We start from the raw sequence: 24509 nt of genomic DNA, 5'->3' as shown, positions 1-24509 counted from the left end.
CGATTGCCAATAGTTGCGCGCTGAATGAACATTCGGCAACAACAAATTGGTTAAATGGTATTCAGTCTTATTTTCTGATATTCTCCGGGCAGATTTTTGCCTAGAATATCGCCTTTTTGTGACGGAATTATGTACCGATGATCAGACAACGGACACTTAAAAACACCATCCGTGCCACCGGTGTTGGCTTGCACTCGGGTGAGAAGGTCTATCTGACCCTCAAGCCCGCCCCGGTGGACTCCGGTATCATCTTCCGCCGTACCGATCTGGACCCGATGGTTGAGATTCGTGCTTCTGCGGAAAATGTGGGTGAGACCATGCTGTCCACGACGCTGGTAAAAGACGGTGTCCGTGTGGCGACTGTTGAGCATTTGCTCTCGGCCATGGCTGGTCTCGGGATTGATAACTGTTTCGTCGAGCTTAGCGCCGCGGAAGTGCCCATCATGGACGGCTCTGCCGGTCCGTTTGTGTTTCTTCTGCAATCCGCCGGTATTGCCGAGCAGGATGCGGCCAAGCGTTTTATCCGCATCAAGCGTGAGGTTACGGTTGAGGAAGGCGACAAGAAAGCGACCCTGCTGCCTTTCGAGGGCTTCAAGGTCAGCTTCGGAATCGACTTTGATCACCCGGTGTTCAAAGGCCGCGCCCAGACCGCAACCGTTGATTTTTCCAGCACTTCCTTTGTCAAGGAAGTGAGCCGCGCACGGACCTTCGGGTTCATGCGTGACATCGAAAAATTGCGTGCCATGAACCTCGCCCTTGGTGGCAGTGTGGATAACGCTATCGTTGTGGATGACTACAAGATCCTCAACGAAGACGGTCTGCGCTATGACGATGAATTCGTGAAGCACAAGCTGCTTGATGCCATCGGTGACCTTTACCAGTTGGGTAACAGCCTGATTGGTGAGTTCCGCGGTATCAAATCCGGTCACGATCTGAACAACAAGCTGTTGCGCAAGCTCAGGGCAGAAGAGGATGCCTGGGAAGTGGTTACCTTTGATGATGAGGCCACTGCCCCGATTTCCTACATGAAGCCTGTGCTGGCGGCGGGTTAAAGCCGGACGCTTTAATCCCGGACGTGGCTAGCGAGTTTTTCGAGAACCTCGCGTAATGCTTTATCCTTCGTGTGCCCGGCTTCCTCTTTGAGGAGCCGGGCATTTTCTTTACTCAAGGGCTCCTTCTTGAACACCGGTTTTTCCCGGAATCGTGGTGGCGCAACCTTGACCCTCAGTTTCCAGACGAACCGGAAGAGTTCGTTCTCTCTAAGCTTTTCCATGATCTCGTGCTGGCGGAACCGGATCTGACTGGCCTTCCCGGCGGTTTCGGCTGTCAGAGCCAGTTCGCCGTCTTTGCAGCTGACAAAGCGTGTGCCCTTAACCAGATCCTGCGGTAGGGCTGCGAGAACTTCTGCCTCTGCCTGTCGGTGAAGTTCGGCCTTTGCCACTAGATCCTTGAGTACCGGGGTCTTGCCCAGCTTGTCGAAGGTCATTTTTTGCTCGCTTTTGCGTTTCATGGCGGCGTTTTTACTCGACGGCTCCGTTTACGATTGGTTACACTTCGGCACGGTTTATGCGTAGTGCCTGTATTACACTCGTTTTACATTGTGATAAATGAGTATGTCTACCGGGCGCTGCATTTTTTCAGTATGTAGCTGTTGCCAAAGGATGGCAGACCCCCTTCGGATTTTTCCGGGGCGCAACACTACAGGATGCGGTTGCGGCTCAACGATGAAACCTGATGATGATATGAACATTATTTTCGTTGGCAAACACCACGGAAAATCCCGGGTGTTGTCTATCAACAGTACGCTTGCTGTTGCGCTGCTGTTTCTGGTGCTTTCCCTGCTGGTTGCCGCGGGTTGGGCCGGTTACCAGACGGCGATTGAGCAGGTAGAGGCCAGGGAGCCCACCAACGCCGAACTGGTGGCCGAGTGGCAGCTGAAGCTGGCAGAGCAGAAGGCGGAGTTGGCCAACATTGAAGAGAACGTCCAGCAACAGGTAGATGCATTGACTCTGCGCCTGGGCGAGATTCAGGGCCGGTTATTGCGCCTGGATGCCCTGGGCCAGCGTTTTGTGGAATCCGGCCTGGTGGCCAGCGATGAATTCAACTTCGATCAGCCTGCTGCGGTGGGTGGCCCGGAGGATGCCTTGTCCGGCGATTCCTTCTCCGCGCCCGAGCTGACCCGTATGATCGAGGAGATGGAATGGCGAATCGAAGACCGTGAACAGCAACTTCGTTTGCTCGACCAGTTGGCATCCAGCAAACGGCTTGAGGACGAACTGTACCTTGAAGGTCGCCCGATAACCTGGGGTTGGCTGTCCTCCAAGTACGGCTACCGTTCCGATCCGTTTACCGGCAAGCGTACCTGGCATGCCGGGGTTGATCTGGCCGGTAAGGATGGCAGCGATATTATCTCGGTTGCGGGCGGTGTGGTGACCTATGCCGGCGAGCGCTATGGCTACGGTAACCTTGTTGAAGTCGATCATGGCGATGGTCTGATCACCCGCTATGCTCATTGCAAGACGATCAAAGTGGAAGTGGGTGATGTTGTTCAGAAGGGCCAGGTAGTCGCGCTGATGGGCAGTACCGGGCGTTCCACCGGTCCTCATGTGCATTTTGAAGTCATTCGGAATGGCAAGTCTGAAAACCCGGAAACCTACATCAAGCGTGCCAGCCGCTGATCCGGTCCCGGCGCCGCAGCTTTCACAATCTCTCCGTCAACCGGCTCCGGGCCGGTTTTTATCTGTGAATCCGGTGCCTCACCGGCGACTTCTTGCGCCTGTGTGAGGCCTGCCTTTTGTCCTGTTACAAAATAAGGTTAGAATGCCGGCTTCCTCCGTTTAATCAAAGAAGCAGTGGTCTATGTTCACAAAGCTTGCAACTAAGATGTTCGGCAGTAAAAACGCCAGAGAAATCAAGAGAATGCGTAAATCTGTCATACGCATCAATGAGCTTGAAGAGCAGTATGGCAATCTGTCCGACTCCGAGTTGCAAGGTAAGACCGCGGAGTTCCGTCGCCGGCTTGATGAAGGCGAATCCCTTGACGCCCTGCTGCCTGAAGCCTTCGCGACCGTGCGTGAAGCAGGCCGTCGCGTTATGGGAATGCGCCATTACGACGTCCAGCTGATCGGTGGTATCACCCTGCACGAAGGCCGTATCGCGGAAATGAAAACCGGTGAGGGTAAAACTCTGGTTGCCACTGCTGCGGTGTATCTGAACGCGCTGCCCGGCAAAGGCGTCCACGTGGTTACCGTGAACGATTACCTGGCCCGCCGTGATGCCGAGTGGATGGGTAAGCTCTACCGGTTCCTGGGCATGCAGGTGGGTGTAGTGGCCTCGGGCCAGCCGGCGGAAGAAAAGCGCGCGGCGTATCAGGCGGATATTACCTACGGTACCAACAACGAATTCGGTTTCGACTATCTGCGTGACAACATGGCGTTCAGTACCGAGGACAAGGTCCAGCGCGGGCTGAACTACGCGATCGTGGACGAAGTGGACTCGATACTGATCGATGAGGCCAGAACGCCGCTGATCATCTCGGGTGCGGCTGAGGACAGTTCAAAACTGTACCAGGCCATCAATGAGCTGATTCCGGGCCTGGAAAAAGGTGAGGTGCCTGAAGAGGGTGAGCCTACCGGCGACTTCACCATCGACGAAAAATCCCGCCAGGTGGAATTGACCGAGGGCGGTCACGAGAAAGTTGAAGAATTGCTGCTTGAGCGTGGCCTTCTGAAGGAAGGAGAGAGCCTGTATTCAGCGGCCAACCTCAGCCTGCTGCACCACGTGCACTCGGCACTGCGGGCCCACCATCTGTTCCAGAAAGACGTGGATTACATTGTTCAGGGCGGCCAGGTGGTCATCGTGGACGAGCATACCGGCCGTACCATGCCGGGGCGCCGCTGGAGCGAAGGCCTACATCAGGCGGTTGAGGCCAAAGAAGGCGTCAAGATCCAGGCCGAAAGTCAGACTCTCGCGTCCACGACGTTCCAGAATTATTTCCGGCTTTACGACAAGCTGGCCGGCATGACCGGTACCGCAGACACCGAAGCTTTCGAATTCCGTCAGATCTACGGCCTCGACGTGGTGGTCATTCCGCCCAACAAGCCGATTCAGCGGACTGACTACAACGATCTGGTGTATCTGACTCAGGAAGAGAAATTCCACGCGATCATTGATGAGATCAAGGATGTCACCGCCGAAGGGCGCCCGATCCTCGTGGGTACCGCGTCTATCGAGGCTTCCGAGCTTCTTTCTGTGCTGCTCAAGAAGGCGCGGATCGAACACAAGATCCTGAACGCCAAGCAGCACGAATCCGAAGCCCATATCATTGCCCAGGCGGGCCGGCCGGGCGCAGTCACCATCGCCACCAACATGGCCGGTCGTGGTACCGATATCGTACTCGGCGGTAACTGGGAGCACGAAGTCGCCGCCATGGAGAATCCCTCGGAAGAGGAGGTTGCCCGGGTCAAGGCGGAATGGACCGAGCGCCACAATCAGGTTCTTGAGGCCGGTGGCCTGCACATCATTGGTACCGAGCGTCACGAATCCCGCCGGATTGATAACCAGCTTCGTGGCCGTGCCGGTCGCCAGGGCGATCCCGGTTCCTCACGGTTCTTCCTGTCCCTGGAAGACAACCTCATGCGTATCTTCGCACCTGACCGGGTCAAGAGCCTGATGCAGGCAATGGGCATGAAAAAGGGTGAGGCCATTGAACACCGTATGGTGACCAATGCGATCGAGAAATCCCAGCGCAAGGTCGAAGGCCGCAACTTCGATATGCGGAAGACGCTGCTGGAATACGACGACGTGGCCAACGATCAGCGGACGGTCATCTACGACCAGCGTAATGAGGTCATGTCCTCAAACGATATCTCGGACATGGTCAAGACCATCCGGGAGGACGTTGTCGATTCGCTGATCAGTGAATACATCCCGCCCCAGAGCATGCCCGAACAGTGGGACATCACTGGTCTGGAAGCACAGCTCCAGTCCGAGATGGCCATTGATCTTCCAGTACAGAAGTGGCTGGAAGAAGATAACAAGCTGTATGAGGAAAACCTGCGCCAGAAGATTCTGGACGAGATTGTCGCCGCCTACGAAGCCAAGGAAGAAATCGCCGGCTCAGAGGCCATGCGCAAGTTCGAAAAGCAGGTCTTCCTGCAGGTGTTGGATACCCTCTGGAAAGAGCATCTTTCCAACATGGACCATCTGCGCCGGGGCATCCATCTGCGGGGTTATGCCCAGAAGAACCCCAAGCAGGAGTACAAGCGCGAGGCGTTCAACCTGTTTGAAACCATGCTTGATACCATGAAGCGGGACGTCACCCGCGTACTCTGCCATGTTCGTGTCCAGAGCCGTGAAGAAATGGAAGAAGTCGAGCGCCGTCGCAAGCAGGAACTCGAAGAAGAGCTTGCCAGGGCTCGCCTGCGCCACGACGAAACCAGCGCCACGGCCCAGAGCCAGGGTGAGGGTGAGGCTGACGAAGCCCGGCAGTCGACTCCGGAAACCTTCGTTCGACAGGAGCGCAAGGTGGGTCGAAACGAACCCTGCCCCTGCGGGTCCGGCAAGAAGTACAAGCAGTGTCATGGCAAGGTCAGCTGATTCAGAGCACTGACCGCACCATCGGAACCCGCACTCTGCCAGCCACAACTGGTGGGATGCGGGTTTTTTCGTTTCCAGCGGGTTGTGCGGTACTTCGAGCGCAACCCCAGACAAGAGGAGTGGCAGAATGGCGGTAGGTCCGGGAACCTTACCTGAGTTTCACCCGGTGGCGGGGGTTAAGATCGGTATAGCCAGTGCAGGCATCAAGAAGCCGGGACGGAAGGACGTGGTTGTATTTGAGCTGGCCCCGGAAAGCCGGGTTGCCGGGATTTTCACGAAAAACCAGTTCTGCGCGGCACCGGTTACTCTCAGCCGCCGACATCTGGCCGAGACCTCGCCCCGGTATCTGCTGATCAATACCGGTAACGCTAATGCCGGCACCGGTGAGCAGGGCATGCGGGATGCCGTGGCCTGCTGCCAGGCTCTGGCAAACCAGGCGGGCGTTGCCGAAGCGGAGATCCTGCCGTTTTCCACGGGCGTGATTGGCGAGCCGCTGCCGGTGCAGAAGATTGTCGGTGCACTTCCGGACGCCCTGGCGAACACCGCCGAGAACCGCTGGGCAGAGGCCGCCAGCGGCATCATGACCACGGACACTCGCCCAAAAGGCGCCTCCTGTCAGGTTGAGCTGGACGGTCACACGGTCACCATCTCTGGCATCAGCAAGGGCGCGGGGATGATTCGCCCGAACATGGCGACCATGCTCGGGTTTATTGCCACCGATGCCCGGATTGCGCCAGAGCTGCTGCAGACTCTTGCCTCCGAGCTGGGAGAGAAATCCTTTAACCGGATTACCATTGATGGCGATACCTCCACCAATGATGCCTGCATGCTGATGGCCAGTGGCCAGTATTCCGGCCCCGAGATTACCGCCTCCAGTTCGACGCTGCCAAAGCTGCGGGAGGCGCTGCAAAAGGTCTACCTGGAACTGGCTCACGCCATCGTCCGTGACGGTGAAGGCGCTACCAAGTTTGTCACCATTGATGTGAGCGGCGCTGCCAGCCAGCAGGAAGCGCTGGATGTGGCATACACCGTGGCACATTCGCCGCTGGTCAAGACGGCGCTGTTCGCCTCGGACCCGAACTGGGGAAGGATCCTCGCGGCAGTCGGGCGCGCCGGTGTCGACGGACTGGACCTTGAGGCCCTGGAAATCTACCTGGGGGATGTCTGCCTGGTTCGCAACGGTGGTCGCGCTGACGACTATTCCGAGGCCCGTGGCCAGGCCGTGATGGATCGGGAAGAGATCACCATTGCCATTGACCTCAAGCGGGGAGAGGTAAGGGAGACGGTGTGGACCTGCGACTTCTCCCATGATTACGTCACCATCAACGCCGAGTACCGTACCTGACCATGTCTGACTCTGCGTCTGCGTCGGAAGCCGGGGTGAAAGAAGTTCACGTTGCCGTTGCGGTTATTGTCCGGGATGGACGGGTGCTGATTGCGCGGCGGCCAGACCATGTCCACCAGGGCGGTTTGCTGGAGTTTCCCGGTGGCAAGGTTGAGCCGGGGGAGAGTGTCCAGGCTGCACTGGTGCGTGAGATTGCCGAAGAAACCGGTCTTCGTGTGCCTGAGGATTCCCTGGAGCCTGTCATCGGAATTCGCCACGACTACGGTGACAAGCGAGTTTTTCTGGACGTCTGGGAAACCGGGGCGGCGGAAGGCGAAGCAACAGGGTGCGAGGGGCAACCCGTTGAATGGCTCGCCCCGGATCAGCTACGGGACGAGGATTTCCCGGCCGCCAACCGGCCAATCATTCGTGCTCTGCGGTTACCCCGGCAGCTTGCGATCACTGGCGAAACCGGTGACCTGAAGCCGACGGTTAAACGCCTTGAGATGGGGCTTGAACTCGCGAGGCCGCCCCTGGTGGTGCTCCGGGCCCCTGCCTTGAGCGAGCGGGCGTACCGGCAGCTGGCTGAGGAAGCGGTGTCGGTTTGTGACCGGGCCGGAGTCGCGCTCATGGTTCACGGTGGTCCCGAGATATTCCGTGCGACCCCCGGTGCCCGGGGGCTGCATTTGCCCTGGCGCGAGGCTGCGGCGCTCTCGGCCCGGCCGGTTCCGCAAGAGGTGTGGTTGGGAGTTTCCTGTCATAGCCGGCAGGAAATCGATCATGCAGAGGCTATTGGCGCGGACTACGTGACATTGGGGCCTGTTCAGCCCACGGAAAGTCACCCGGGTGCGCCCACCCTCGGTTGGCCGGCCTTTGCCGAGCTGGTGTCGGAAGCTGCGCTGCCGGTCTTTGCGCTTGGCGGGCTGTCGTCCGGCGATATTCAGGAAGCCCGTCAATGTGGCGGCCAGGGAATAGCCGGCATCGGCTTCTGGTGGCCCCGGAACTGACGCTTGTCAGCGACGCCGGGCCCATCTCTGTTATGCTGTCGTTCCTGCATTTTTCACTATCTTGCACAACCGATTCCGGGGGATTCCGTGAGCAAACTGACCCATCTCGATGACAAGGGCGAAGCCCGCATGGTGGATGTAACCGACAAGGCGGCCACTGAGCGGGAGGCGCGCGCTGAAGCCACCATACGCATGGCGCCGGAAACCCTGAATATGATTATTGAGGGTGAGCACCCCAAGGGTGATGTGCTGGCCGTTGCCCGAATTGCCGGCATCATGGCGGCCAAGAAAACCCATGACCTGATTCCCCTGTGTCACGCACTGAACCTGACCTCCGTGAAAGTCGAACTGAACCCGGGCAGCGATGGGGCATCTGTGCATATTCTCACCCGCTGCAAACTGTCCGGTCAGACCGGTGTCGAAATGGAGGCGCTGACAGCAGCAAGTGTTACAGCACTGACGCTTTACGACATGTGCAAGGCCGTAGACCGTGGCATGGAGATCGGTTCGGTGCGTCTATTGGAGAAGAAAGGCGGCCGGAGTGGCCACTGGGTCGCCGATAACGCCTGATCTGGCGAACCGCTGCGCTCGTAAAAGCTGGTTATCAGAACCACTCCGGAGGAGCGACAGTGCCGAGACTACGCCAAGCGGGCGGGCCCGTGCTAGAATGCGCGGCCCGATTGACTGAACCACGAGGAAACACTGTGGCTGTTCGTTACATCCAGACCTGCCGGTTGCCGACCCCGTTCGGGGTGTTTGATATGCACGGCTTTGAAGAACCGGACACCGGAAAGGAACACGTTGCCCTGACTCTGGGCGACCTGGACAGTGACGAACCCATGCTTGCCCGCACCCATTCCGAGTGTCTGACTGGCGATGCCCTCTACAGCATGCGTTGTGATTGCGGTTATCAGCTGGAAGAGGCTCTGCGCAGCATCGCCCGGGAAGGTCGGGGTATTCTGATGTATCTTCGTCAGGAAGGGCGGGGCATCGGGTTGCTGAACAAGATCCGCGCCTACCACCTGCAGGATCAGGGTGCTGACACAGTTGAAGCCAATGAGCGCCTGGGGTTTGCGGCGGATCTGCGCGATTACAGCATGTGCAAGGACATGCTGGAGCACCTGGGTATCAAGAGCCTGCGGCTGATGACCAACAATCCCCGCAAGGTGAAGGCGTTATCTTCCTACGGTATTGCTATTGCCGAGAGAGTGCCTCTGCATGTGGGCAGAAACCCCCACAATGAACATTATCTCGATACCAAGCAGAGCAAGTTGGGGCACTGGTTGGAGACACACCAGGACGATGATCCCGAGGTGTGACTCGACCCGCCCCTGATCTGCTGACGAAAAAGCCCGCGAGTTTCGCGGGCTTTTTGCGTTTTCAGGGCAACGTGCTCGTTTATTTGACGACTTTCAGGCTCTGGTGGCGGAGGGTTTCCATCCGCGTGCGAATGGCGGATTCAATGCCAGTTGCATCCAGACCGCATTCGGCCAGCAGTTCCCCATGCTTGCCATGGTCCATGAAGGTGTCCGGCAAGCCCAGTTGAAGGACCGGCATGGACACCAGTCGGCTGTTCAGAAACTCGGTTACAGCGCTGCCCGCGCCACCGGCAATGGCGTTCTCTTCCAGCGTCACCAGCAGTTCATGCTGCTCGGCCAGTTCCAGCACCAGTTCCTCATCAAGGGGCTTTACGAAGCGCATGTCGGCAACTGTTGCACCAATTGCCTCCGCCGCCTCCAGCGCCGGGGCCAGCAGGGTGCCAAAGTTCAGGATGGCAACTCCTCTGCCGCTGCGAAGCTTGCGGCCCTTGCCAATCTCCAGAGGGGTCAATTCCTGCTGTATTTCGGCGCCGGGCCCGGTACCGCGGGGATAGCGCACTGACGCCGGCCCCTCATACAGCATGCCGGTCTGGAGCATCTGGCGGGTTTCGTTTTCATCTGACGGTGTCATCACCACCATGTTAGGCACGCAGCGCAGGTAGCTGATATCAAAGGCGCCGGCATGGGTCGGGCCGTCTTCTCCGACCAGCCCTGCCCGATCTATAGCGAACAGGACATCGAGGTTCTGTATGGCGACATCGTGGATCAACTGGTCGTAAGCCCGCTGCAGGAACGTCGAGTAAATGGCGACAACCGGCTTGGCGCCATCGCAGGCCAAGCCCGCGGCTAAAGTGACGGCGTGCTGCTCGGCAATGGCGACATCGAAATAGCGTTCCGGGAAGCGCTGTGAGAATGCCAGCAGATCCGACCCTTCGCACATGGCAGGGGTGATGCCGACCACGCGCTCATCCTGCTCGGCGGAGTCGCAGAGCCACTGGCCGAACACGTTGGCATACTTGGGCTTCTTCGGTGTCGGCTTGACCGGTTCGGGCTTGCTCGGTGGCACCGGTTCAATCTTGTTGATGGCGTGGTAGCCAATCGGGTCGGCCTCGGCAGGCGCAAAGCCTTTGCCCTTGGTGGTTACCACGTGGAGGAACTGCGGGCCTTCAAGTTCACGGATGTTCTCCAGGGTCTCCACCAGCAGGGGCAGATCATGACCATCGATAGGGCCGATGTAGTTGAACCCCAGTTCCTCGAACAGCGTTCCCGGGGCAATCATGCCCTTGAAGTGCTCCTCGGTCTTCTTGGCCAGCGCCATCAGGTGTGGCGCTCCCTGCAAAACTTTCTTGCTGCTGTCGCGAACCTGGTTGTAGGTGCGACTGGACAACAGTTTGGCAAAGTAATTGGACAGGCCCCCCACATTGCGGGAGATCGACATGTCGTTGTCGTTGAGAATAACCAGCATGTCGGCGTGCAGGTGACCGGCGTGATTCAGGGCCTCGAACGCCATACCGGCGGTCATGGCGCCGTCACCAATAACGGCAATACTCTTGCGGCCGGACTTTTGCAGGCGCGCGGCGATGGCCATGCCCAGTGCTGCGCTGATGGAAGTGCTCGAGTGGCCAACGCCAAAGGTGTCGTATTCGCTTTCGGCCCGTTTCGGGAAGCCGGCCAGCCCGCCCTTGCGCCGGATGCTGCCCATTGATTCCTTCCGGCCTGTCAGAATCTTGTGGGGATAGGCCTGATGGCCGACGTCCCAGACCAGGCGGTCACTGGGCGTATCAAAGACATAGTGAAGGGCAACGGTAAGCTCAAGCACGCCGAGGCCCGCGCCGAAATGGCCGCCGGTCTGGCCCACTGACCATAACAGAAATGCCCTGAGCTCCCGGGCGAGCAGGGTCAACTGCTCCGGGGCCAGCTCTCTCAGCTGGGCCGGTTCATCAATCCGGTCCAACAGAGGCGTGTTGGGCCGCTGCGACGGGATTTCCTTGAAAATATAAGTGTCCTGCATCTGCTCGGGTCTTTTCCGGTACGTTCAGTAACTGACTGGCATTATAAGGGAACAGGGGAAGCTGTTTCACACAAAGCGGGCCAGTTGTTACGAAAATATTTACGGCCAGTGTGCGCCTTCGGGGCGCCGGGGTTCAATGGGTTCTTGCCACCACGTAATCGGCCATGGCCCTGAGGGGGTCGGCTTCGGCGCCGAAATCCTTCAGGCTTCGCTGGGCCTGTTCAAGCAGATCTGCCAGATGCTCCCGGGCGCCGGCCACGCCCAATAGAGCGGGGTAGGTGGGCTTGGCTCGGGCCGCGTCCGAACCCTGGGGCTTGCCAATGACCGTTGTGTCGCCTTCTATGTCCAGCAGGTCATCCTGAACCTGGAAGGCCAGGCCCAATGCCTTGGCGTACTCTGTCAAGGAGGCCAGAGCCTGTTCGCTGACAGAGGGTGCGGTCAGGGCGCCAATCCGCACGCTGGTCTCGATCAGGGCGCCAGTCTTGTGCCGGTGCATGTTTTCGAGCTGGGCTAGTGCGAGGGTCTTGCCAACGGATTCAAGATCGATGGCCTGGCCACCAACCATTCCACCGTGGCCGCTGGCCCGGGCCAATTCCCGCACCATAATCAGGCGCACGGATTCTGGCAGTCCCGGAGCTTCGGCCAGCCAGCCGAATGCCAGCGCCTGCAGGGCATCTCCGGCCAGGATGGCTGTGGCTTCGTCGAAGGCTATGTGGGTGGTGGGCCGTCCGCGGCGCAATTCGTCATCATCCATGGCCGGCAGGTCATCGTGGATCAGTGAATAGGCATGGATCAGTTCTACCGCGCAGGCCGGGATCAGGGCCTCGTCGCCGGTCTGTCCCAGTGCCTTTGCCGCGGCAAGGCAAAGGGCTGGTCGGATCCGCTTGCCGCCGCCCAGTACGCTGTAGCGCATGGCTTCCTGCAATCGGCCGGAGGCGGAATCACGGGTGATGCAACGGTCCAGTTCCGCATCGACGCGGGCCCGGCAGGTTTCCAGAAAATCAGAGGCAAGCGGGTTCGGTCCGGGCATCAGTCAGCATCATCCGGAGAAAACGGGCGGGTTTCGAGGGTGCCGTCGCTGTTCTGGACCAGCTGTTCAACCCGTTGCTCGGCGCTCTTTAACGCCTGCTGGCATTCACGGGTCAGCTTTACACCTCGCTCAAACGCCGTGAGGGACTGTTCCAGAGACAGCTCGCCCTGTTCCAGATCGCGAACCAGCCTTTCCAGCTCATCCAGAGATTTCTCAAAATCGGCTATCGATGTGGCGCCTTGTTCACCGGCCATCAGGGGCCCTCCGATCGGGTGGCAGAATTTCGCGGATTATACCAGAGCCTGATCGCTATCGCTGCCAATGGAAGTGACGTCGTTCACCGGGTTCGGCGTCCGGGCCCCAGCTCTGTTCGGTCACCTGGATTTCGCCCCCTGCAGAGACGGTCACCACGGTGGTTGCCCAGGTGCCATAATCGGTCCCGACGATAAAGGGCGATGACAGGAAACGCTCGGTCTCCAGTCCAACGCCGGTGTCGGGCAGCAGATGGTCCGGTGCCGGCGTGCTGTCCTGAAGCAGGGGAATCAGGTCGTTGTGCAGCTTTTCGGCGTTCTGGCCGGCGGCGCCAATGATCTCGCCTGCAGATTCGCGCAGACGCAGAAGCTTGGGCCAGGGTGTCTGCAGGAGGTGGTTGCTCAGGCCATAGACCCCACGGTGGACATGCCGACCGGGGTGTGCATCCCGATTACTGAAATACCAGCCGCTTTCAGTAGACAGGCGCACTAGGTTGAAGCCGGAAAACTGGTCGGCCTTATCGAGCAGATAGCCCTCAAGCTGCTCCCGCGACTCGGTCAGAGCCCGCAAAGGCAGTTCGCCCCGGCTGATTCGACCGGTTTCCGGTGTGCCTTCGCGAACGTTGGTCACAGCACTGACCTCGCCTTTGGCATTCACCGCAAGCCAGGTGCCCCCGGAAAGCAGGTCGCGGCCGGCAAGTACCCGGGTGCCGGAGTCCGTGGTCCACCAGTCCATGGCGGCCGTCGGGCGACGGAAGAATTCATCCCGATTGGCCGCGACTACCAGCGGAAAATGAGGGTTCTGGCCAAGGGCAAAGGCGATCAGGCACATGGTGGCGGATGGCGCTCCCGGAGTTAATGAAGTTGACTCTTGCGCTGTGTATCATACCAGCCTTGGTTTTCTCGGGTGTGCCTCAAACTATGACCCTGTTTTATGTAATCGCATCGTATCTTGCCCTTGGGGCCCTGGCGGGCACCGTAGCGGGCCTGTTCGGCATTGGTGGCGGGCTGATCATCGTGCCTGTGCTGATGTTCAGTTTTGGTCTGCAGGGAATCAATCCGGACATTATTCCCCATCTGGCCGTTGGTACCTCGCTGGCAACCATCGTTTTCACTTCGGTCAGCTCTATCCGATCCCATAACAAGCACGGGGCCGTGCGCTGGGATCTGTTCCGACCCATGACCGTGGGAATCGTGGCCGGGGCTCTGGTTGGCGCCTGGACAGCATCCCTGTTGAGCGGGCGCGCCCTGGAACTGGTGATCGGTATTTTCGTGATCCTGGTGGGTCTCAAGATGTTTTTCCAGGTCGACCCCAAACCCGGTCGCGATGTCCCCGGCGTCGCCGGTCTGGGCGTCGCCGGCGGCGGCATCGGCTGGGCCTCCGCGATTTTCGGAATCGGTGGTGGAACCCTTACGGTTCCCTATCTGAGCTGGTGCAACGTGCGGATGCAGCAGGCGGTGGGCACATCGGCGGCCTGTGGCCTGCCGATTGCCATCGCCGGTGCCCTGGGTAACATCTGGACTGGATGGAGCAACCCCGCATTGCCGGAGCTGAGTGCCGGATTCATTTATCTGCCGGCCCTGATCGGTATCATTCTCACCAGCGTTTTCTTTGCCCGGGTGGGTGCTAACTTGGCCCATCGGCTGAATGCCCGGATTCTAAAGCGCACTTTCTCCATCATGCTCCTGCTGGTGGGGCTTCGTTTTCTCCTGAGCTGAGAGGTAGTTGATGCTGCAGCATCCCCAGATTGATCCGGTGGCCATTGCTATCGGTCCCTTCAAGATCCACTGGTATGGTCTGACCTATCTGTTCGGCTTCGTGGCCGGCTGGTGGCTTGGGCGGCTCCGCACCCGCAAACCCTGGTCGCCCATCAACGAAGAGCAGATGGGTGATCTGCTGTTTTACCTGGCCCTGGGGGTGATCCTGGGCGGGCGATTCGGCTATGTCCTGTTCTACAACTTTGATGCCTTCCTGGCCGACCCGCTCTGGCTACTCCGTGTCTGGGAAGGCGGCATGTCCTTCCACGGTGGTCTGCTGGGCGTGATGCTTGCCATGTGGTGGTATGGCCGCAAGGTGGGTAGTGGTTTCTGGCGCATGGCCGATTTTGTAGCGCCGCTGGTACCCCTGGGCCTTGGCGCAGGCCGGATCGGAAACTTCATCAACGGCGAGCTATGGGGCAAGCCTACGGATGTTGCCTGGGGCATGGTATTTCGCACGGCGCCGGACTCGCTCGCCCGGCACCCCTCGCAGCTGTACCAGTTTGCCTTGGAGGGAGTCGCCCTGTTCGTGATTCTTTGGTGGTTCTCATCCCGGCAGCGGCCGACCATGGCGGTTTCCGGTCTGTTCCTGGTCTGCTACGGCGTATTCCGTTTCCTGGTGGAATTCGTGCGCCAGCCGGATCCGCAACTGGGCTACCTTGCTTTTGACTGGCTAACCATGGGGCAGGTACTGTCCTTCCCGATGATCGTTGCCGGCGCCGCCCTGATGTTTATTGCCTACCGGAGACAAGCCCGATGAAAGCCTATCTGGACCTGATGCAAGACGTTGTTGATAACGGATTCGACAAGGGAGACCGTACCGGTGTCGGCACCCGGTCGGTGTTCGGCCGCCAGATCCGTTTCAACCTGCAGGAAGGCTTTCCCCTGGTGACCACCAAGAAGGTCCACCTGCGCAGCATTATTTATGAATTGCTCTGGTTTCTCCGGGGCTCCACCGACAACACCTGGCTGCAGGAGCGGAAGGTCTCCATCTGGAACGAGTGGGCACTGGAGAATGGTGACCTCGGACCCATCTACGGCAAGCAGTGGCGTAGCTGGCAGTGCCCGAATGGTGAGGTGGTCGACCAGATCAGCGAAGTGATCGAACAGATCCGCACCAAGCCCAATTCCCGCCGCCTGATTGTCTCTGCCTGGAACCCGGCAGAGCTCCCGGATGAATCCATTGGCCCGCAGGATAACGTTCGTGAGGGCCGCATGGCCCTGGCGCCTTGCCACTGCCTGTTTCAGTTCTATGTGGCCGACGGCAAGCTGTCCTGCCAGCTCTACCAGCGCAGCGCTGACCTGTTCCTGGGGGTGCCGTTCAATATCGCTTCCTATGCCTTGCTGACGCACATGATCGCTCAACAGTGCGATCTGGAAGTGGGGGAGTTCGTCCATACCTTTGGTGACTGTCACCTGTACCAGAACCATCTGACCGATGACATCGTCTTTGAGCAGCTCAAGCGCGAGCCGCGGGGCTTGCCGACGCTGGTGATCAAACGCAAGCCCGAGAGCATCTTCGAGTACGAGCTGGAGGACTTCGAGTTTGCGGGGTATGACCCGCATCCGGGCATCAAGGCGCCGATTGCCATCTGATTCAATTTCAAACAGGCGAGTCCATGAGAAAAGCACTGATTGTCGCCATGTCCCGCAACCGGGTCATCGGCCGGAACAACAAATTGCCCTGGTATTTGCCGGGTGATCTCCGTTATTTCAAACAGGCCACCATGGGTAAGCCCATAATCATGGGGCGGAAAACCTGGGACTCCATCGGTCGACCGTTACCGGGCAGGATGAACGTGGTGATTTCCAGGAACGAAACCTGGGAAGCACCAACCGGAACGGTCGCCGCCAAGTCATTGCCCGAGGCGCTGGTGAAAGCTGAAGCCCAGGCCGAGCTTGAGGGTGGCGACGAGGTGATGATCATCGGTGGCGGGCAGATCTACGCCGAGGCATTGCCGATGATTGATCGGATGTACATCACCCAGGTGCACGCTGAGGTGGACGGCGATGCGTTTTTTCCGGAAGTGAACTGGGATGAGTGGGAGGAAATCGGACGGGAGGATTTCTCCGCGTCCGATAACAACCCTTACGACTACAGCTTCGTGGTCTATCAGCGCCAGGCTTAAGCCTGGCGAGGTGGGCGCTTGCCAGCGGGCTTGCCGCCCTTACCGGGAGACTTGCCTTTGGGCCCCGGGCCGCCGCGTCCCTTCGGTCCTTTCTTGAATCCGCCTTTCGGGCCTTTGCGGTTATCGCCCGGGCGGCCACCCTTGCGGTCGCGACGCGGCGGAGGCGTGGCGGAGACCACCGGCAGTGCCTCGGGCTGCTCCAGAGGCAGGGAACCGGGTTGGGCCGCTTCCATCCAGCAGGCCAGGGCACCCGCCACCATGGCCATATCCATCTCGTTGCGCTCGGCGATCTCGTCCAGCAGGGCCATGGTCTTGGCCAGCTTCTTGTCTTCAGCGAACGCCAGCAGCTGGGTTTCAAACTGCTGCTCGCGCATTTTCTTCAGTTCAACCGGTGACGGCAGCTCATAGGCCTGCATAGGGGAGTTGGTGGCACGTTCCAGCGTGCGCAGCCAGCTCCGCTCCCGAGGCGTGACCAGCAGAATGGCCTTGCCTTCCCGACCGGCGCGGCCGGTACGGCCAACACGGTGGATGTAGGCTTCGGTGTCGTAGGGCACATCGTAGTTGATCACGTGGGTAATGCGCGGCACGTCCAGACCGCGGGCCGCCACGTCGGTCGCCACGATAATGTCTTTCTTGCTGCGCTTGAGATCTTCAACGGTCTGCTCGCGCTGGCGCTGGTTCAAATCGCCGTTCAGTGGTGCCACCGCGTGCCCGCGTGCCGACAGTTTCTCGGCCAGCAGTGTGGTTTCCGCCTTGGTGCGCACGAAGATGATGGAGGCGTCGAACGGCTCCACTTCGAGAATCCGTGTCAGGGCGTCGAGTTTACGCTCGGCGTAGACCGGCAAAACAAACTGGGAGATGCGCTCGACCGTGCGGGTTTCGCTTTCAATGCGAACTTCCGTGGCGTTGCGCAGGTAAGTCTGGGCCACTTTCTTGATTTGCGGCGGCATGGTGGCTGAAAACAGGGCGCGTTGGCAGTTCTCCGGTGTTTTCGCCAGGATCGCTTCCACGTCGTCGATAAAGCCCATGCGCAGCATTTCATCGGCTTCATCCAGAACCAGCGCCTTCAGGCCGTCCAGTTTCAGAGTGCCTTTGCGCAGGTGGTCGAGCATGCGGCCCGGGGTGCCCACGACGACCTGGGCACCGCGGCGGAGGCCCTTGATCTGGGGGTAAAAATCCTGGCCGCCGTAGATGGGCAGCACATGGAAATTCCGGAACTTGCTGGCATAGGTGGTAAAGGCTTCAGCCACCTGGATGGCCAGTTCCCGTGTTGGTGCCAGCACCAGAATCTGGGGTTCGGTAACAGAGGCGTCAATCCGGCTCAGCAGGGGCAGTGCAAATGCCGCGGTTTTACCGGTACCTGTCTGGGCAACACCCAACAGATGGTTGCCGGCAAGCAGCGCGGGAATAGACTGGGCCTGGATGGGAGACGGGGTTTCGTAGCCAACGGCGGACACAGCTTCAAGTACGGCTGGATCCAGCCCCAGTTCGGCAAAGGACAATTCAGACATTGATTCACTCGGAATTCGGGAGGTAGAGCATTGCCGGGCAATGCATGATGTGCGGGCATTATAGCGGTTTTGTTGATGTTTTAATACGCAAAACCCCGGAGGCGCTGTAGGTACTTGCCGGGGACCGGTTATTGCGTTGCCGTCCGATCTTGGGCAGGCTTCGTATTATCCCGATAGGTTGCTAACAGGAACTTGAGATGACCTTTGACGAATTATTGCGGGCGGCCCGTGGCAGCGAGGAACTGATCATGCCCGGCAGCTGGTCCCAGGGAAGAGCTACATTCGGTGGTCTTACGGCTGCATTGATGTTCGAGAGAATGGAGATGCTTGTTGCCGAGGGCCGCGCCATGCGGTCATTGCAGGTCTCCTTCGTGGGACCGGTGGAGCCCGAAGTGCCGGCCAGATTCGAGGCCGAGATTCTGCGTGAGGGAAAAGCAGTCAGTCAGGTGCAGGGGCGCATTGTCCAGAAAGGAGAAACCCGGCTGGTCTGTCTGGCCAGCTTTGGCGGCGACCGGGAGTCGGAGGTACAGGTGGACGCGCTTCCTGCGCCCGAGGCACCTCCGATCGGTCAATGTCACGGGCTCGACTATATCGAGGGTGTGACACCGGAATTCATCCAGCAGATTGAGATGCGATGGGCGTTCGGAAACCTGCCGTTCAGTGGCAAAGGCGGTCGTGAACTGGGCGGTTGGATGCAGTTCCGGAAAACTCCGGAGTCGTTCTCTGACGCCCATATCGTTGCCCTCGTTGATGCCTGGCCCCCGGCAGTACTGCCGTATGTCAAGCAGCGGGTACGAACCAGTTCCCTGAGCTGGGCTCTGGACATCGTGCATCCCAGGCCGGCCATGGAACCGGGAGACTGGCTGTTGTACAAGGTCTCTATCGATCAGGCGGGTGCCGGTTACGGTCATACCCAGGCCGGTATATGGACTGCCAAAGGCGAGCTTGTGGCTTTGAGCCGCCAGACGGTGACCGTGTTCGGGTGATGGAAATGGCGGCTCAGGCCGCCATTTCCGATTTCAGGGCATCGATGATAATGCGGGCGAAGTCTTCCGGTGAATCTTCCTGCAGGAAGTGCCCGCCCCGGAGCGTGATGTGGGGTTGGCCATGGGCACCGGGAATCCGACGCTGCATATGCCTGTCGCCGCCCCGGGTAATAGGGTCGCCACTGCTGAAACAGGTGATAAACGGCTTTTTCCAACGTTCAAGCACCTGCCAGGCGGCCTTGTTTGCATCGCTGTCCGGTGTGCCAGGCTCAGTTGGAACCAGCTTCGGAAACGCCCGGGCTCCGGCCTTGAACTCTGCTGATGGAAACGGAGCTTCGTAGGCGGCCAGTTCAGCCTTGCTCAGCGTGCGATCGGTGCCCAGCTGCACAATGCGCCCAACCGGAAACCAGGGGCTGTGTGTGGCAAAGGCTTTCCAGACTGAGAATACCGCAGGCACAGGCGCCTCCCCGGTTGGCAGCATGCCATTGCCCACGATGATGCGACTGAAGCGCTGTCGGTGTTCTGCTGCCAGACGCAGGCCCAGCAGCGATCCCCAGTTCTGGCACACCAGGGTGATGTTGGTGAGGTCCAGCTGTTCCAGCCAACTAGTCAGCCATGCCAGGTGGCGGCCATAACTGTAGTCGGTCACCGAGGCCGGCTTGTCGGATTTGCCAAAGCCGATCAGATCCGGAGCCAGTACCCGATGTCCGGCGATTGCCACGAGGGGAATCATGTGCCGGTAAAGGTAGGACCAGGATGGTTCGCCGTGGAGCATGATTACCGGCGACGCGCCTCGCGGGCCCTCGTCAACGTAGTGCATCCGGAGCCCGGGTTCTACGTCGAGATGGTTTGGAGTAAAAGGGTAATCCGGAAGACCTGCGAAGCGGGCTTCATCGGTTCTCAGAATACGCATGCCATCGACTGTCCTGACTGATTGGTTGCGTGATTGCCGGGCGGCATCCGGTGATCAGAATGCCCTACTACAATCGTCGAATATCAGGATAAAGCAGATGGAAAATTTGTGTGTTTGAGTTGCGTAACAGAGCGTTGCCGCTTTGAATCAGGACGCGATGCCGAACAGGCGTTCGGGGTTGTCAACGCGGGCCAGAGCCTCGTCGCAGCAATTGACTGCACCGCAATCGTCAGCTGAACAAAGGCCAATGGTGCGGCATTCCATGTCCTGCTGGTGGTCACCCTGATTGTTGAAAATCCGGGCCCTGGAGAGAATCGAATGGCAGTGGCCGCACAGCAGGGTAGGAACCGCGCTGCCCTCAGCCAGAAGTGCCGTGTAATGCTGTGTTTGAGTCATAAATATCCTCCTGATACTGCCCAACATATGGGCCAAGTATGACATTTCAAAGTCGGGTTGCCGGATTTATACGGCTTAACTGTCTGGATCGACCAGTGGCCGACGGTTGGATCGCTTGTCATCCCAGTCCAGCTCCTTCGGGTCATACCAGCCAATCGCCTCCAGAACTCTTTCCCGTGTCTGTGGCGACAGTGTGGGCCAGAGCTCCTGGAAGTCCTCCAGGCCAAGGTCCCGCTGCTTCTGTTGCTTGCTCTGAAGTCGGTTGATGATACGTGGCAACTGCAGGGCTTCGCCAAGCTGACCGGGCACCACGACTTCCTGGCCCATCACCTTGCGCCGGTGCGTTCTGGCGGCCAGTACCTTGCGCAGCTCGGTGGCCGCGTCCAGGGCTGTTTCGACAGTGAAGGTTTCCAGTTCCAACAACATGACCTGTCTATTAGTTGAACAACAACCGTCCACTATAACCCGAAGAGAGCTACAGTGGCCACGCCAGCGTGGTAGGGTAGAATGCATTCGTTAACATGCAGAACCACATCAGGGAACCGCAAAAATTATGTACGCAAAACTTGAAACACGGACTTTTCTGGCGTTGCTGGTCGGCGTTTCCCTTGCCTTTGTATTTCTGATGAAGCCCTTCTTCGGGCCCATATTCTGGGCGGTCGCCATCGCCCTGATTTTTCACCCGGTGCAGCAACTGCTCGTACGTAAACTGGGTGACCGGCCAAACATCAACGCGCTGATTACCCTGTGCATCTGCATGTTCATTGTGGTTATCCCGGTTCTGGTTCTGGTGACATCTCTGGTTGCAGAGGGCGTGGCGCTCTACCAGCAGATCCAGAGTGGCGACATTCGGCCCGGGGAATACATCGATCGGGTCAATCAGTCTTTTCCGGCTATTCAGGCGTTCCTGGCACAGTTTGACATCAGCTTTGCCGAGCTGAGGGACCGGGCGGTGAGTATTTTTGTCGGCGGCAGTCAGTTCCTTGGCAAGCAGGCCCTGGGCGTTGGCCAGAACACCTTCCAGTTTTTCCTCGGCCTGGCCTTGATGGTGTATCTGGCGTTCTTCCTGCTGCGGGATGGTAGTGCACTGGTGGAGTTGATCATCCGGGCGCTGCCACTGGGCGACGAACGGGAGCGGTTGCTGTTCGCCAAGTTTGCAGAGGTAACCCGGGCGACCGTCAAGGGAAACCTGCTGATTGCAATCATCCAGGGGGCCCTGGGCGGGCTGATTTTCTGGGTCCTCGGGATCTCCGGGGCCCTGCTCTGGGGTGTGGTCATGGCGATCGTATCGCTGTTGCCGGCGGTTGGTGCCGCTTTGGTCTGGGTGCCCGCTGCCATCTACCTCGCGGCGGTTGGAGACGTGATCGAGGCGGCGGTTCTGACGGCCTTTGGAGTGGTGGTCATAGGGCTGGCGGACAACCTGTTGCGCCCGGTACTGGTTGGTCGCGATACCAAACTGCCTGATTACATTGTCCTGCTGTCGACTCTTGGCGGCATCGTCATGTTCGGCATCAACGGGTTCGTGATGGGGCCGTTGGTGGCAGCCCTGTTCATGGCGTTCTGGGGGATTTTCATCCGCGAGTTCAGCGAAGAGGCCCACCGCCAGTCGGCCACTGTGGAAGATGAGGCGCATGAGTCTGACAGGTCAACGGGACATGATGTCCGGTAAGGCGACATACGACAAAAGTATGGTAGGCTTTTAACCGTTTGCCCCAGCCTGTGGAGATAGGCACCACATAACAAGAAAGAAACGGATATCGAAGAGATATCAGGAGTTAGCAGGTGAGTACCATGAAAAAAGCAACTTCCCGACTGGGACGCCTGACCGCCGCGGCCGGACTGGCGGTCACACTGGGCTTTGCCCCTGCAGCCTTCGCTGATGAGATCGTTGCACTCAAGAATGCACTTTATGGAGCCGGGTACGATATTAACAATGTCAGCCCGCAGATGGACGACTCTACCCGGTCTGCGTTGACCCGGTTCCAGCAGGATAACGGTCTCCAGTCTACCGGTATTCTGGACGACCCGACCAAGGAAGCCCTGGGCATGATTTCGGTTCAGGTGGCTGCGTCGGCGCCAGCACAGTCCACCGGAACCAGTAGCGCTCCGGCTCAGGAGTCAGCGTCTTCCGCAGCGGAGGAGACTTCGGCCCCGGAGCCTGAGCAGGACGACGCCATTGAAGAAGATGACGACGGCGGCTGGTCGCTCTGGTAATCGGAGTCTTCTGGACAGAAAAAGCCCGCCGGGTTCCCCGCCGGGCTTTTTTGCTGGCCAGCGATCAGGATTTTCAGTCGAGCTTTTCCAGATCCCGAACGGCACCCTTGTCGGCACTTGTGGCCAGTAGCGCGTAGGCTTTCAGGGCTGCAGATACCTTGCGGTCCCGCGGCAGTTCCGGTTTCCAGCCCTTGGCATCCCGGGCTTCCCGGCGACGATCGAGCTCGCGCTGGTCGACTTCAACGTTGATGCTACGGTTCGGAATGTCGATGCGGATTGTATCGCCGTTCTCGATCAGGCCAATGGCTCCACCGGCGGCTGCCTCCGGCGACGCGTGGCCGATGGACAGGCCCGAAGTGCCGCCTGAGAAACGTCCGTCTGTCAACAGTGCGCAATCCTTCCCGAGGCCCTTGGATTTCAGATAGCTGGTCGGATAGAGCATTTCCTGCATGCCCGGGCCACCACGGGGGCCTTCATAGCGGATGATCACAACCTCACCCGGCTTGACCTCGTCTGCGAGAATGCCGGCAACGGCAGAATCCTGGCTCTCGAATACCCGGGCCTTGCCTTCGAATACAAAGATGCTTTCGTCCACCCCCGCGGTTTTGACCACGCAGCCGTCAAGGGCAATATTGCCGTAAAGCACCGCCAGGCCGCCCTCGGAGCTGTAGGCGTGCTCAACCGAGCGTATGCAGCCGGTTTCCCGGTCGCCATCGAGTGTTGGCCAACGGGTGCTCTGGGAGAAGGCCGTCTGGGTGGGAATGCCGGCCGGCCCGGCTTTGTAGAACTCGACCACTTCGGTGGTCGGCGACCTCATGATGTCCCAGGTCTCCAACGCTTCTTTCATGGTTTTGCTGTGCACCGTCGGAAGATCGGTGTTGATCAATCCGCCTCGTTCCAATTCGCCGAGAATACCCATGATGCCACCTGCACGGTGCACGTCTTCCATATGGTATTTGGGCGAGTTGGGCGCGACTTTGCACAGCTGCGGAACTTTGCGCGACAGCTGGTCGATTTCGTTCAGGGTGAACGGAACGCCGCCTTCCTGGGCGGCCGCCAGCAAGTGAAGGATGGTGTTTGTCGAGCCGCCCATGGCGATGTCCATAACCATGGCATTCTCAAAGGCTGCCATTGAGGCAATGCTCAGAGGCAGTACGCTGGCGTCGTCTTCCTCGTAATAGCGCCGTGCATTCTCCACAATCTGTCGACCGGCCTTCAGGAACAGTTGCTCCCGATCGGCGTGCGTTGCCAGGAGTGAACCGTTGCCGGGCAGTGCCAGACCGATGGCTTCGGTGAGGCAGTTCATGGAGTTGGCGGTGAACATGCCGGAACAGGAGCCGCAGGTGGGACAGGCGCTGCGCTCATACTCTTCCACCTGTTCGTCGGAGGCGTTGGGGTCTGCAGCAATGACCATGGCGTCCACCAGATCGAGCTTGTGCTCGGACAGTTTGGTCTTGCCTGCTTCCATGGGGCCGCCGGAGACGAAGATCGTGGGGATGTTCAGGCGCATGGCGGCCATCAGCATGCCCGGGGTGATCTTGTCGCAGTTGGAAATACAGACGAGAGCGTCGGCGCAGTGGGCGTTCACCATGTACTCTACCGAATCCGCAATGATTTCCCGGGATGGCAGGGAGTACAGCATGCCGTCGTGGCCCATAGCGATGCCGTCGTCGACCGCGATGGTGTTGAATTCCTTGGCAACACCCCCGGCGGCCTCGATTTCGCGGCACACCAGCTGACCGAGGTCTTTGAGGTGCACATGGCCCGGCACGAACTGAGTGAAAGAGTTGGCAACCGCGATAATGGGTTTGCCGAAATCTCCGTCTTTCATACCGGTAGCGCGCCAAAGGGCACGGGCGCCGGCCATGTTGCGACCTGCGGTGGATGTCCGCGAACGATACTGAGGCATGGTGTTCTGTTCTCTCTGTTGTTACCTGATGACGGTGATCAAAAAAACAGAGGATACCAGATTAGACTCGAGGCGCATGGTTGTTTTCAGAGTCGCTGTTTACAATAGTTAACACAATTGCCAACTTATTTTCCGGTTTGAACCGACAAGGAG

The 24509-nt window shown here is 59.1% G+C and carries 24 protein-coding genes; 14 read left to right on the top strand and 10 right to left on the bottom strand.

The genetic code is table 11. From position 1 onward, the window contains the following. Positions 1-137 precede the first annotated feature (137 nt). Positions 138-1052, top strand: coding sequence for a UDP-3-O-acyl-N-acetylglucosamine deacetylase (gene lpxC, locus ABNF92_RS06425; RefSeq protein ID WP_136631481.1), 915 nt, complete (start codon positions 138-140; stop codon positions 1050-1052). An 11-nt stretch (positions 1053-1063) separates the two neighbouring features. Here lpxC and ABNF92_RS06420 read toward each other — a convergent pair whose 3' ends face one another. After that, on the bottom strand, positions 1064-1510 hold the full coding sequence (locus tag ABNF92_RS06420; RefSeq protein WP_069183992.1) for a DciA family protein: 447 nt from the start codon (positions 1508-1510) through the stop codon (positions 1064-1066). 214 nt (positions 1511-1724) lie between these two features. On the opposite strand from ABNF92_RS06420, the gene ABNF92_RS06415 reads away from it, so the two are divergent. From ABNF92_RS06415 to ribA, 6 genes are all read left to right on the top strand, one after another. Continuing rightward, positions 1725-2678 carry a M23 family metallopeptidase gene (locus tag ABNF92_RS06415; protein WP_222466196.1) on the top strand — a complete coding sequence of 318 codons (954 nt, stop codon included), beginning with the start codon at positions 1725-1727 and terminating at the stop codon, positions 2676-2678. A 181-nt stretch (positions 2679-2859) separates the two neighbouring features. Beyond that, complete coding sequence (gene secA, locus ABNF92_RS06410) at positions 2860-5598, top strand: preprotein translocase subunit SecA (RefSeq protein WP_349343756.1); 2739 nt, start codon at positions 2860-2862, stop codon at positions 5596-5598. Between the two features lie 127 nt (positions 5599-5725). Further along, entirely contained in the window at positions 5726-6943 is a 1218-nt protein-coding gene (argJ, locus tag ABNF92_RS06405) for a bifunctional glutamate N-acetyltransferase/amino-acid acetyltransferase ArgJ (RefSeq protein WP_349343755.1), read from the top strand. A 2-nt stretch (positions 6944-6945) separates the two neighbouring features. Then, positions 6946-7929: a Nudix family hydrolase gene (locus ABNF92_RS06400; RefSeq protein WP_222466199.1), complete on the top strand. Its 984-nt coding sequence runs from the start codon at positions 6946-6948 to the stop codon at positions 7927-7929. Between the two features lie 87 nt (positions 7930-8016). Then, positions 8017-8499, top strand: coding sequence for a cyclic pyranopterin monophosphate synthase MoaC (moaC, locus tag ABNF92_RS06395; protein ID WP_153634599.1), 483 nt, complete (start codon positions 8017-8019; stop codon positions 8497-8499). Positions 8500-8633: 134 nt separating this feature from the next. Further along, the gene (gene ribA / locus ABNF92_RS06390; RefSeq protein WP_209398879.1) at positions 8634-9248 is read left to right on the top strand and encodes a GTP cyclohydrolase II; all 615 of its coding nucleotides are present in this window, start codon (positions 8634-8636) and stop codon (positions 9246-9248) included. A 79-nt stretch (positions 9249-9327) separates the two neighbouring features. Here the strand turns inward: ribA and dxs are convergent, their stop codons facing one another. The 4 genes from dxs to ABNF92_RS06370 all read right to left on the bottom strand — a co-directional run bounded on the left by dxs (position 9328) and on the right by ABNF92_RS06370 (position 13372). Then, entirely contained in the window at positions 9328-11259 is a 1932-nt protein-coding gene (dxs, locus tag ABNF92_RS06385; RefSeq protein WP_349343754.1) for a 1-deoxy-D-xylulose-5-phosphate synthase, read from the bottom strand. A 133-nt stretch (positions 11260-11392) separates the two neighbouring features. Further along, entirely contained in the window at positions 11393-12289 is an 897-nt protein-coding gene (locus ABNF92_RS06380) for a farnesyl diphosphate synthase (RefSeq protein WP_349343753.1), read from the bottom strand. Further along, positions 12289-12543: an exodeoxyribonuclease VII small subunit gene (locus ABNF92_RS06375; protein ID WP_069183983.1), complete on the bottom strand. Its 255-nt coding sequence runs from the start codon at positions 12541-12543 to the stop codon at positions 12289-12291. Before ABNF92_RS06375 ends, ABNF92_RS06380 begins: the two co-directional genes overlap by 1 nt. A gap of 55 nt (positions 12544-12598) precedes the next feature. Further along, positions 12599-13372 carry an NRDE family protein gene (locus tag ABNF92_RS06370; RefSeq protein ID WP_349343752.1) on the bottom strand — a complete coding sequence of 258 codons (774 nt, stop codon included), beginning with the start codon at positions 13370-13372 and terminating at the stop codon, positions 12599-12601. Positions 13373-13461: 89 nt separating this feature from the next. Between ABNF92_RS06370 and ABNF92_RS06365 the strand changes: the two genes are divergently transcribed. Genes ABNF92_RS06365 through ABNF92_RS06350 form a run of 4 tightly spaced genes read left to right on the top strand, consistent with a single transcriptional unit; the run spans position 13462 to position 16427 of the window. Beyond that, positions 13462-14259, top strand: coding sequence for a sulfite exporter TauE/SafE family protein (locus ABNF92_RS06365; protein WP_069183981.1), 798 nt, complete (start codon positions 13462-13464; stop codon positions 14257-14259). A gap of 10 nt (positions 14260-14269) precedes the next feature. Next, a complete protein-coding gene (lgt, locus tag ABNF92_RS06360; RefSeq protein WP_069183980.1) occupies positions 14270-15058 on the top strand; it encodes a prolipoprotein diacylglyceryl transferase in 789 nt (262 codons plus the stop codon). Next, positions 15055-15894, top strand: coding sequence for a thymidylate synthase (locus ABNF92_RS06355; RefSeq protein WP_136629752.1), 840 nt, complete (start codon positions 15055-15057; stop codon positions 15892-15894). Before lgt ends, ABNF92_RS06355 begins: the two co-directional genes overlap by 4 nt. A gap of 23 nt (positions 15895-15917) precedes the next feature. Next, complete coding sequence (locus tag ABNF92_RS06350) at positions 15918-16427, top strand: dihydrofolate reductase (RefSeq protein WP_153634593.1); 510 nt, start codon at positions 15918-15920, stop codon at positions 16425-16427. Here ABNF92_RS06350 and ABNF92_RS06345 read toward each other — a convergent pair. Continuing rightward, entirely contained in the window at positions 16424-17938 is a 1515-nt protein-coding gene (locus tag ABNF92_RS06345) for a DEAD/DEAH box helicase (protein ID WP_069183977.1), read from the bottom strand. The genes ABNF92_RS06350 and ABNF92_RS06345 overlap by 4 nt on opposite strands. Positions 17939-18135: 197 nt before the next feature. Between ABNF92_RS06345 and ABNF92_RS06340 the strand changes: the two genes are divergently transcribed. Further along, a complete protein-coding gene (locus ABNF92_RS06340) occupies positions 18136-18924 on the top strand; it encodes a thioesterase family protein (protein WP_349343751.1) in 789 nt (262 codons plus the stop codon). Positions 18925-18937: 13 nt separating this feature from the next. Here ABNF92_RS06340 and ABNF92_RS06335 read toward each other — a convergent pair whose 3' ends face one another. The 3 genes from ABNF92_RS06335 to ABNF92_RS06325 form a co-directional block, all read right to left on the bottom strand. Next, the gene (locus ABNF92_RS06335; RefSeq protein WP_349343750.1) at positions 18938-19837 is read right to left on the bottom strand and encodes a haloalkane dehalogenase; all 900 of its coding nucleotides are present in this window, start codon (positions 19835-19837) and stop codon (positions 18938-18940) included. Between the two features lie 147 nt (positions 19838-19984). Further along, complete coding sequence (locus ABNF92_RS06330; RefSeq protein ID WP_069183974.1) at positions 19985-20233, bottom strand: hypothetical protein; 249 nt, start codon at positions 20231-20233, stop codon at positions 19985-19987. A gap of 75 nt (positions 20234-20308) precedes the next feature. Next, the gene (locus tag ABNF92_RS06325; protein ID WP_069183973.1) at positions 20309-20659 is read right to left on the bottom strand and encodes a hypothetical protein; all 351 of its coding nucleotides are present in this window, start codon (positions 20657-20659) and stop codon (positions 20309-20311) included. Positions 20660-20786: 127 nt separating this feature from the next. On the opposite strand from ABNF92_RS06325, the gene ABNF92_RS06320 reads away from it, so the two are divergent. Next, a complete protein-coding gene (locus ABNF92_RS06320; protein ID WP_349343749.1) occupies positions 20787-21902 on the top strand; it encodes an AI-2E family transporter in 1116 nt (371 codons plus the stop codon). 122 nt (positions 21903-22024) lie between these two features. Then, positions 22025-22447, top strand: a complete 423-nt coding sequence (locus tag ABNF92_RS06315) for a peptidoglycan-binding domain-containing protein (protein WP_069184017.1) — start codon at positions 22025-22027, stop codon at positions 22445-22447. 73 nt (positions 22448-22520) lie between these two features. Here the strand turns inward: ABNF92_RS06315 and ilvD are convergent, their stop codons facing one another. After that, a complete protein-coding gene (gene ilvD, locus ABNF92_RS06310) occupies positions 22521-24356 on the bottom strand; it encodes a dihydroxy-acid dehydratase (RefSeq protein WP_349343748.1) in 1836 nt (611 codons plus the stop codon). Positions 24357-24509: the final 153 nt, after the last annotated feature.

The sequence above is a fragment of the Marinobacter sp. MMG032 genome, from assembly GCF_040112695.1.
GTDB lineage: Bacteria > Pseudomonadota > Gammaproteobacteria > Pseudomonadales > Oleiphilaceae > Marinobacter > Marinobacter salsuginis.
Note: the sequence above shows the minus strand (reverse complement) of the source record. Positions and strands in the feature narration are given on the sequence as shown.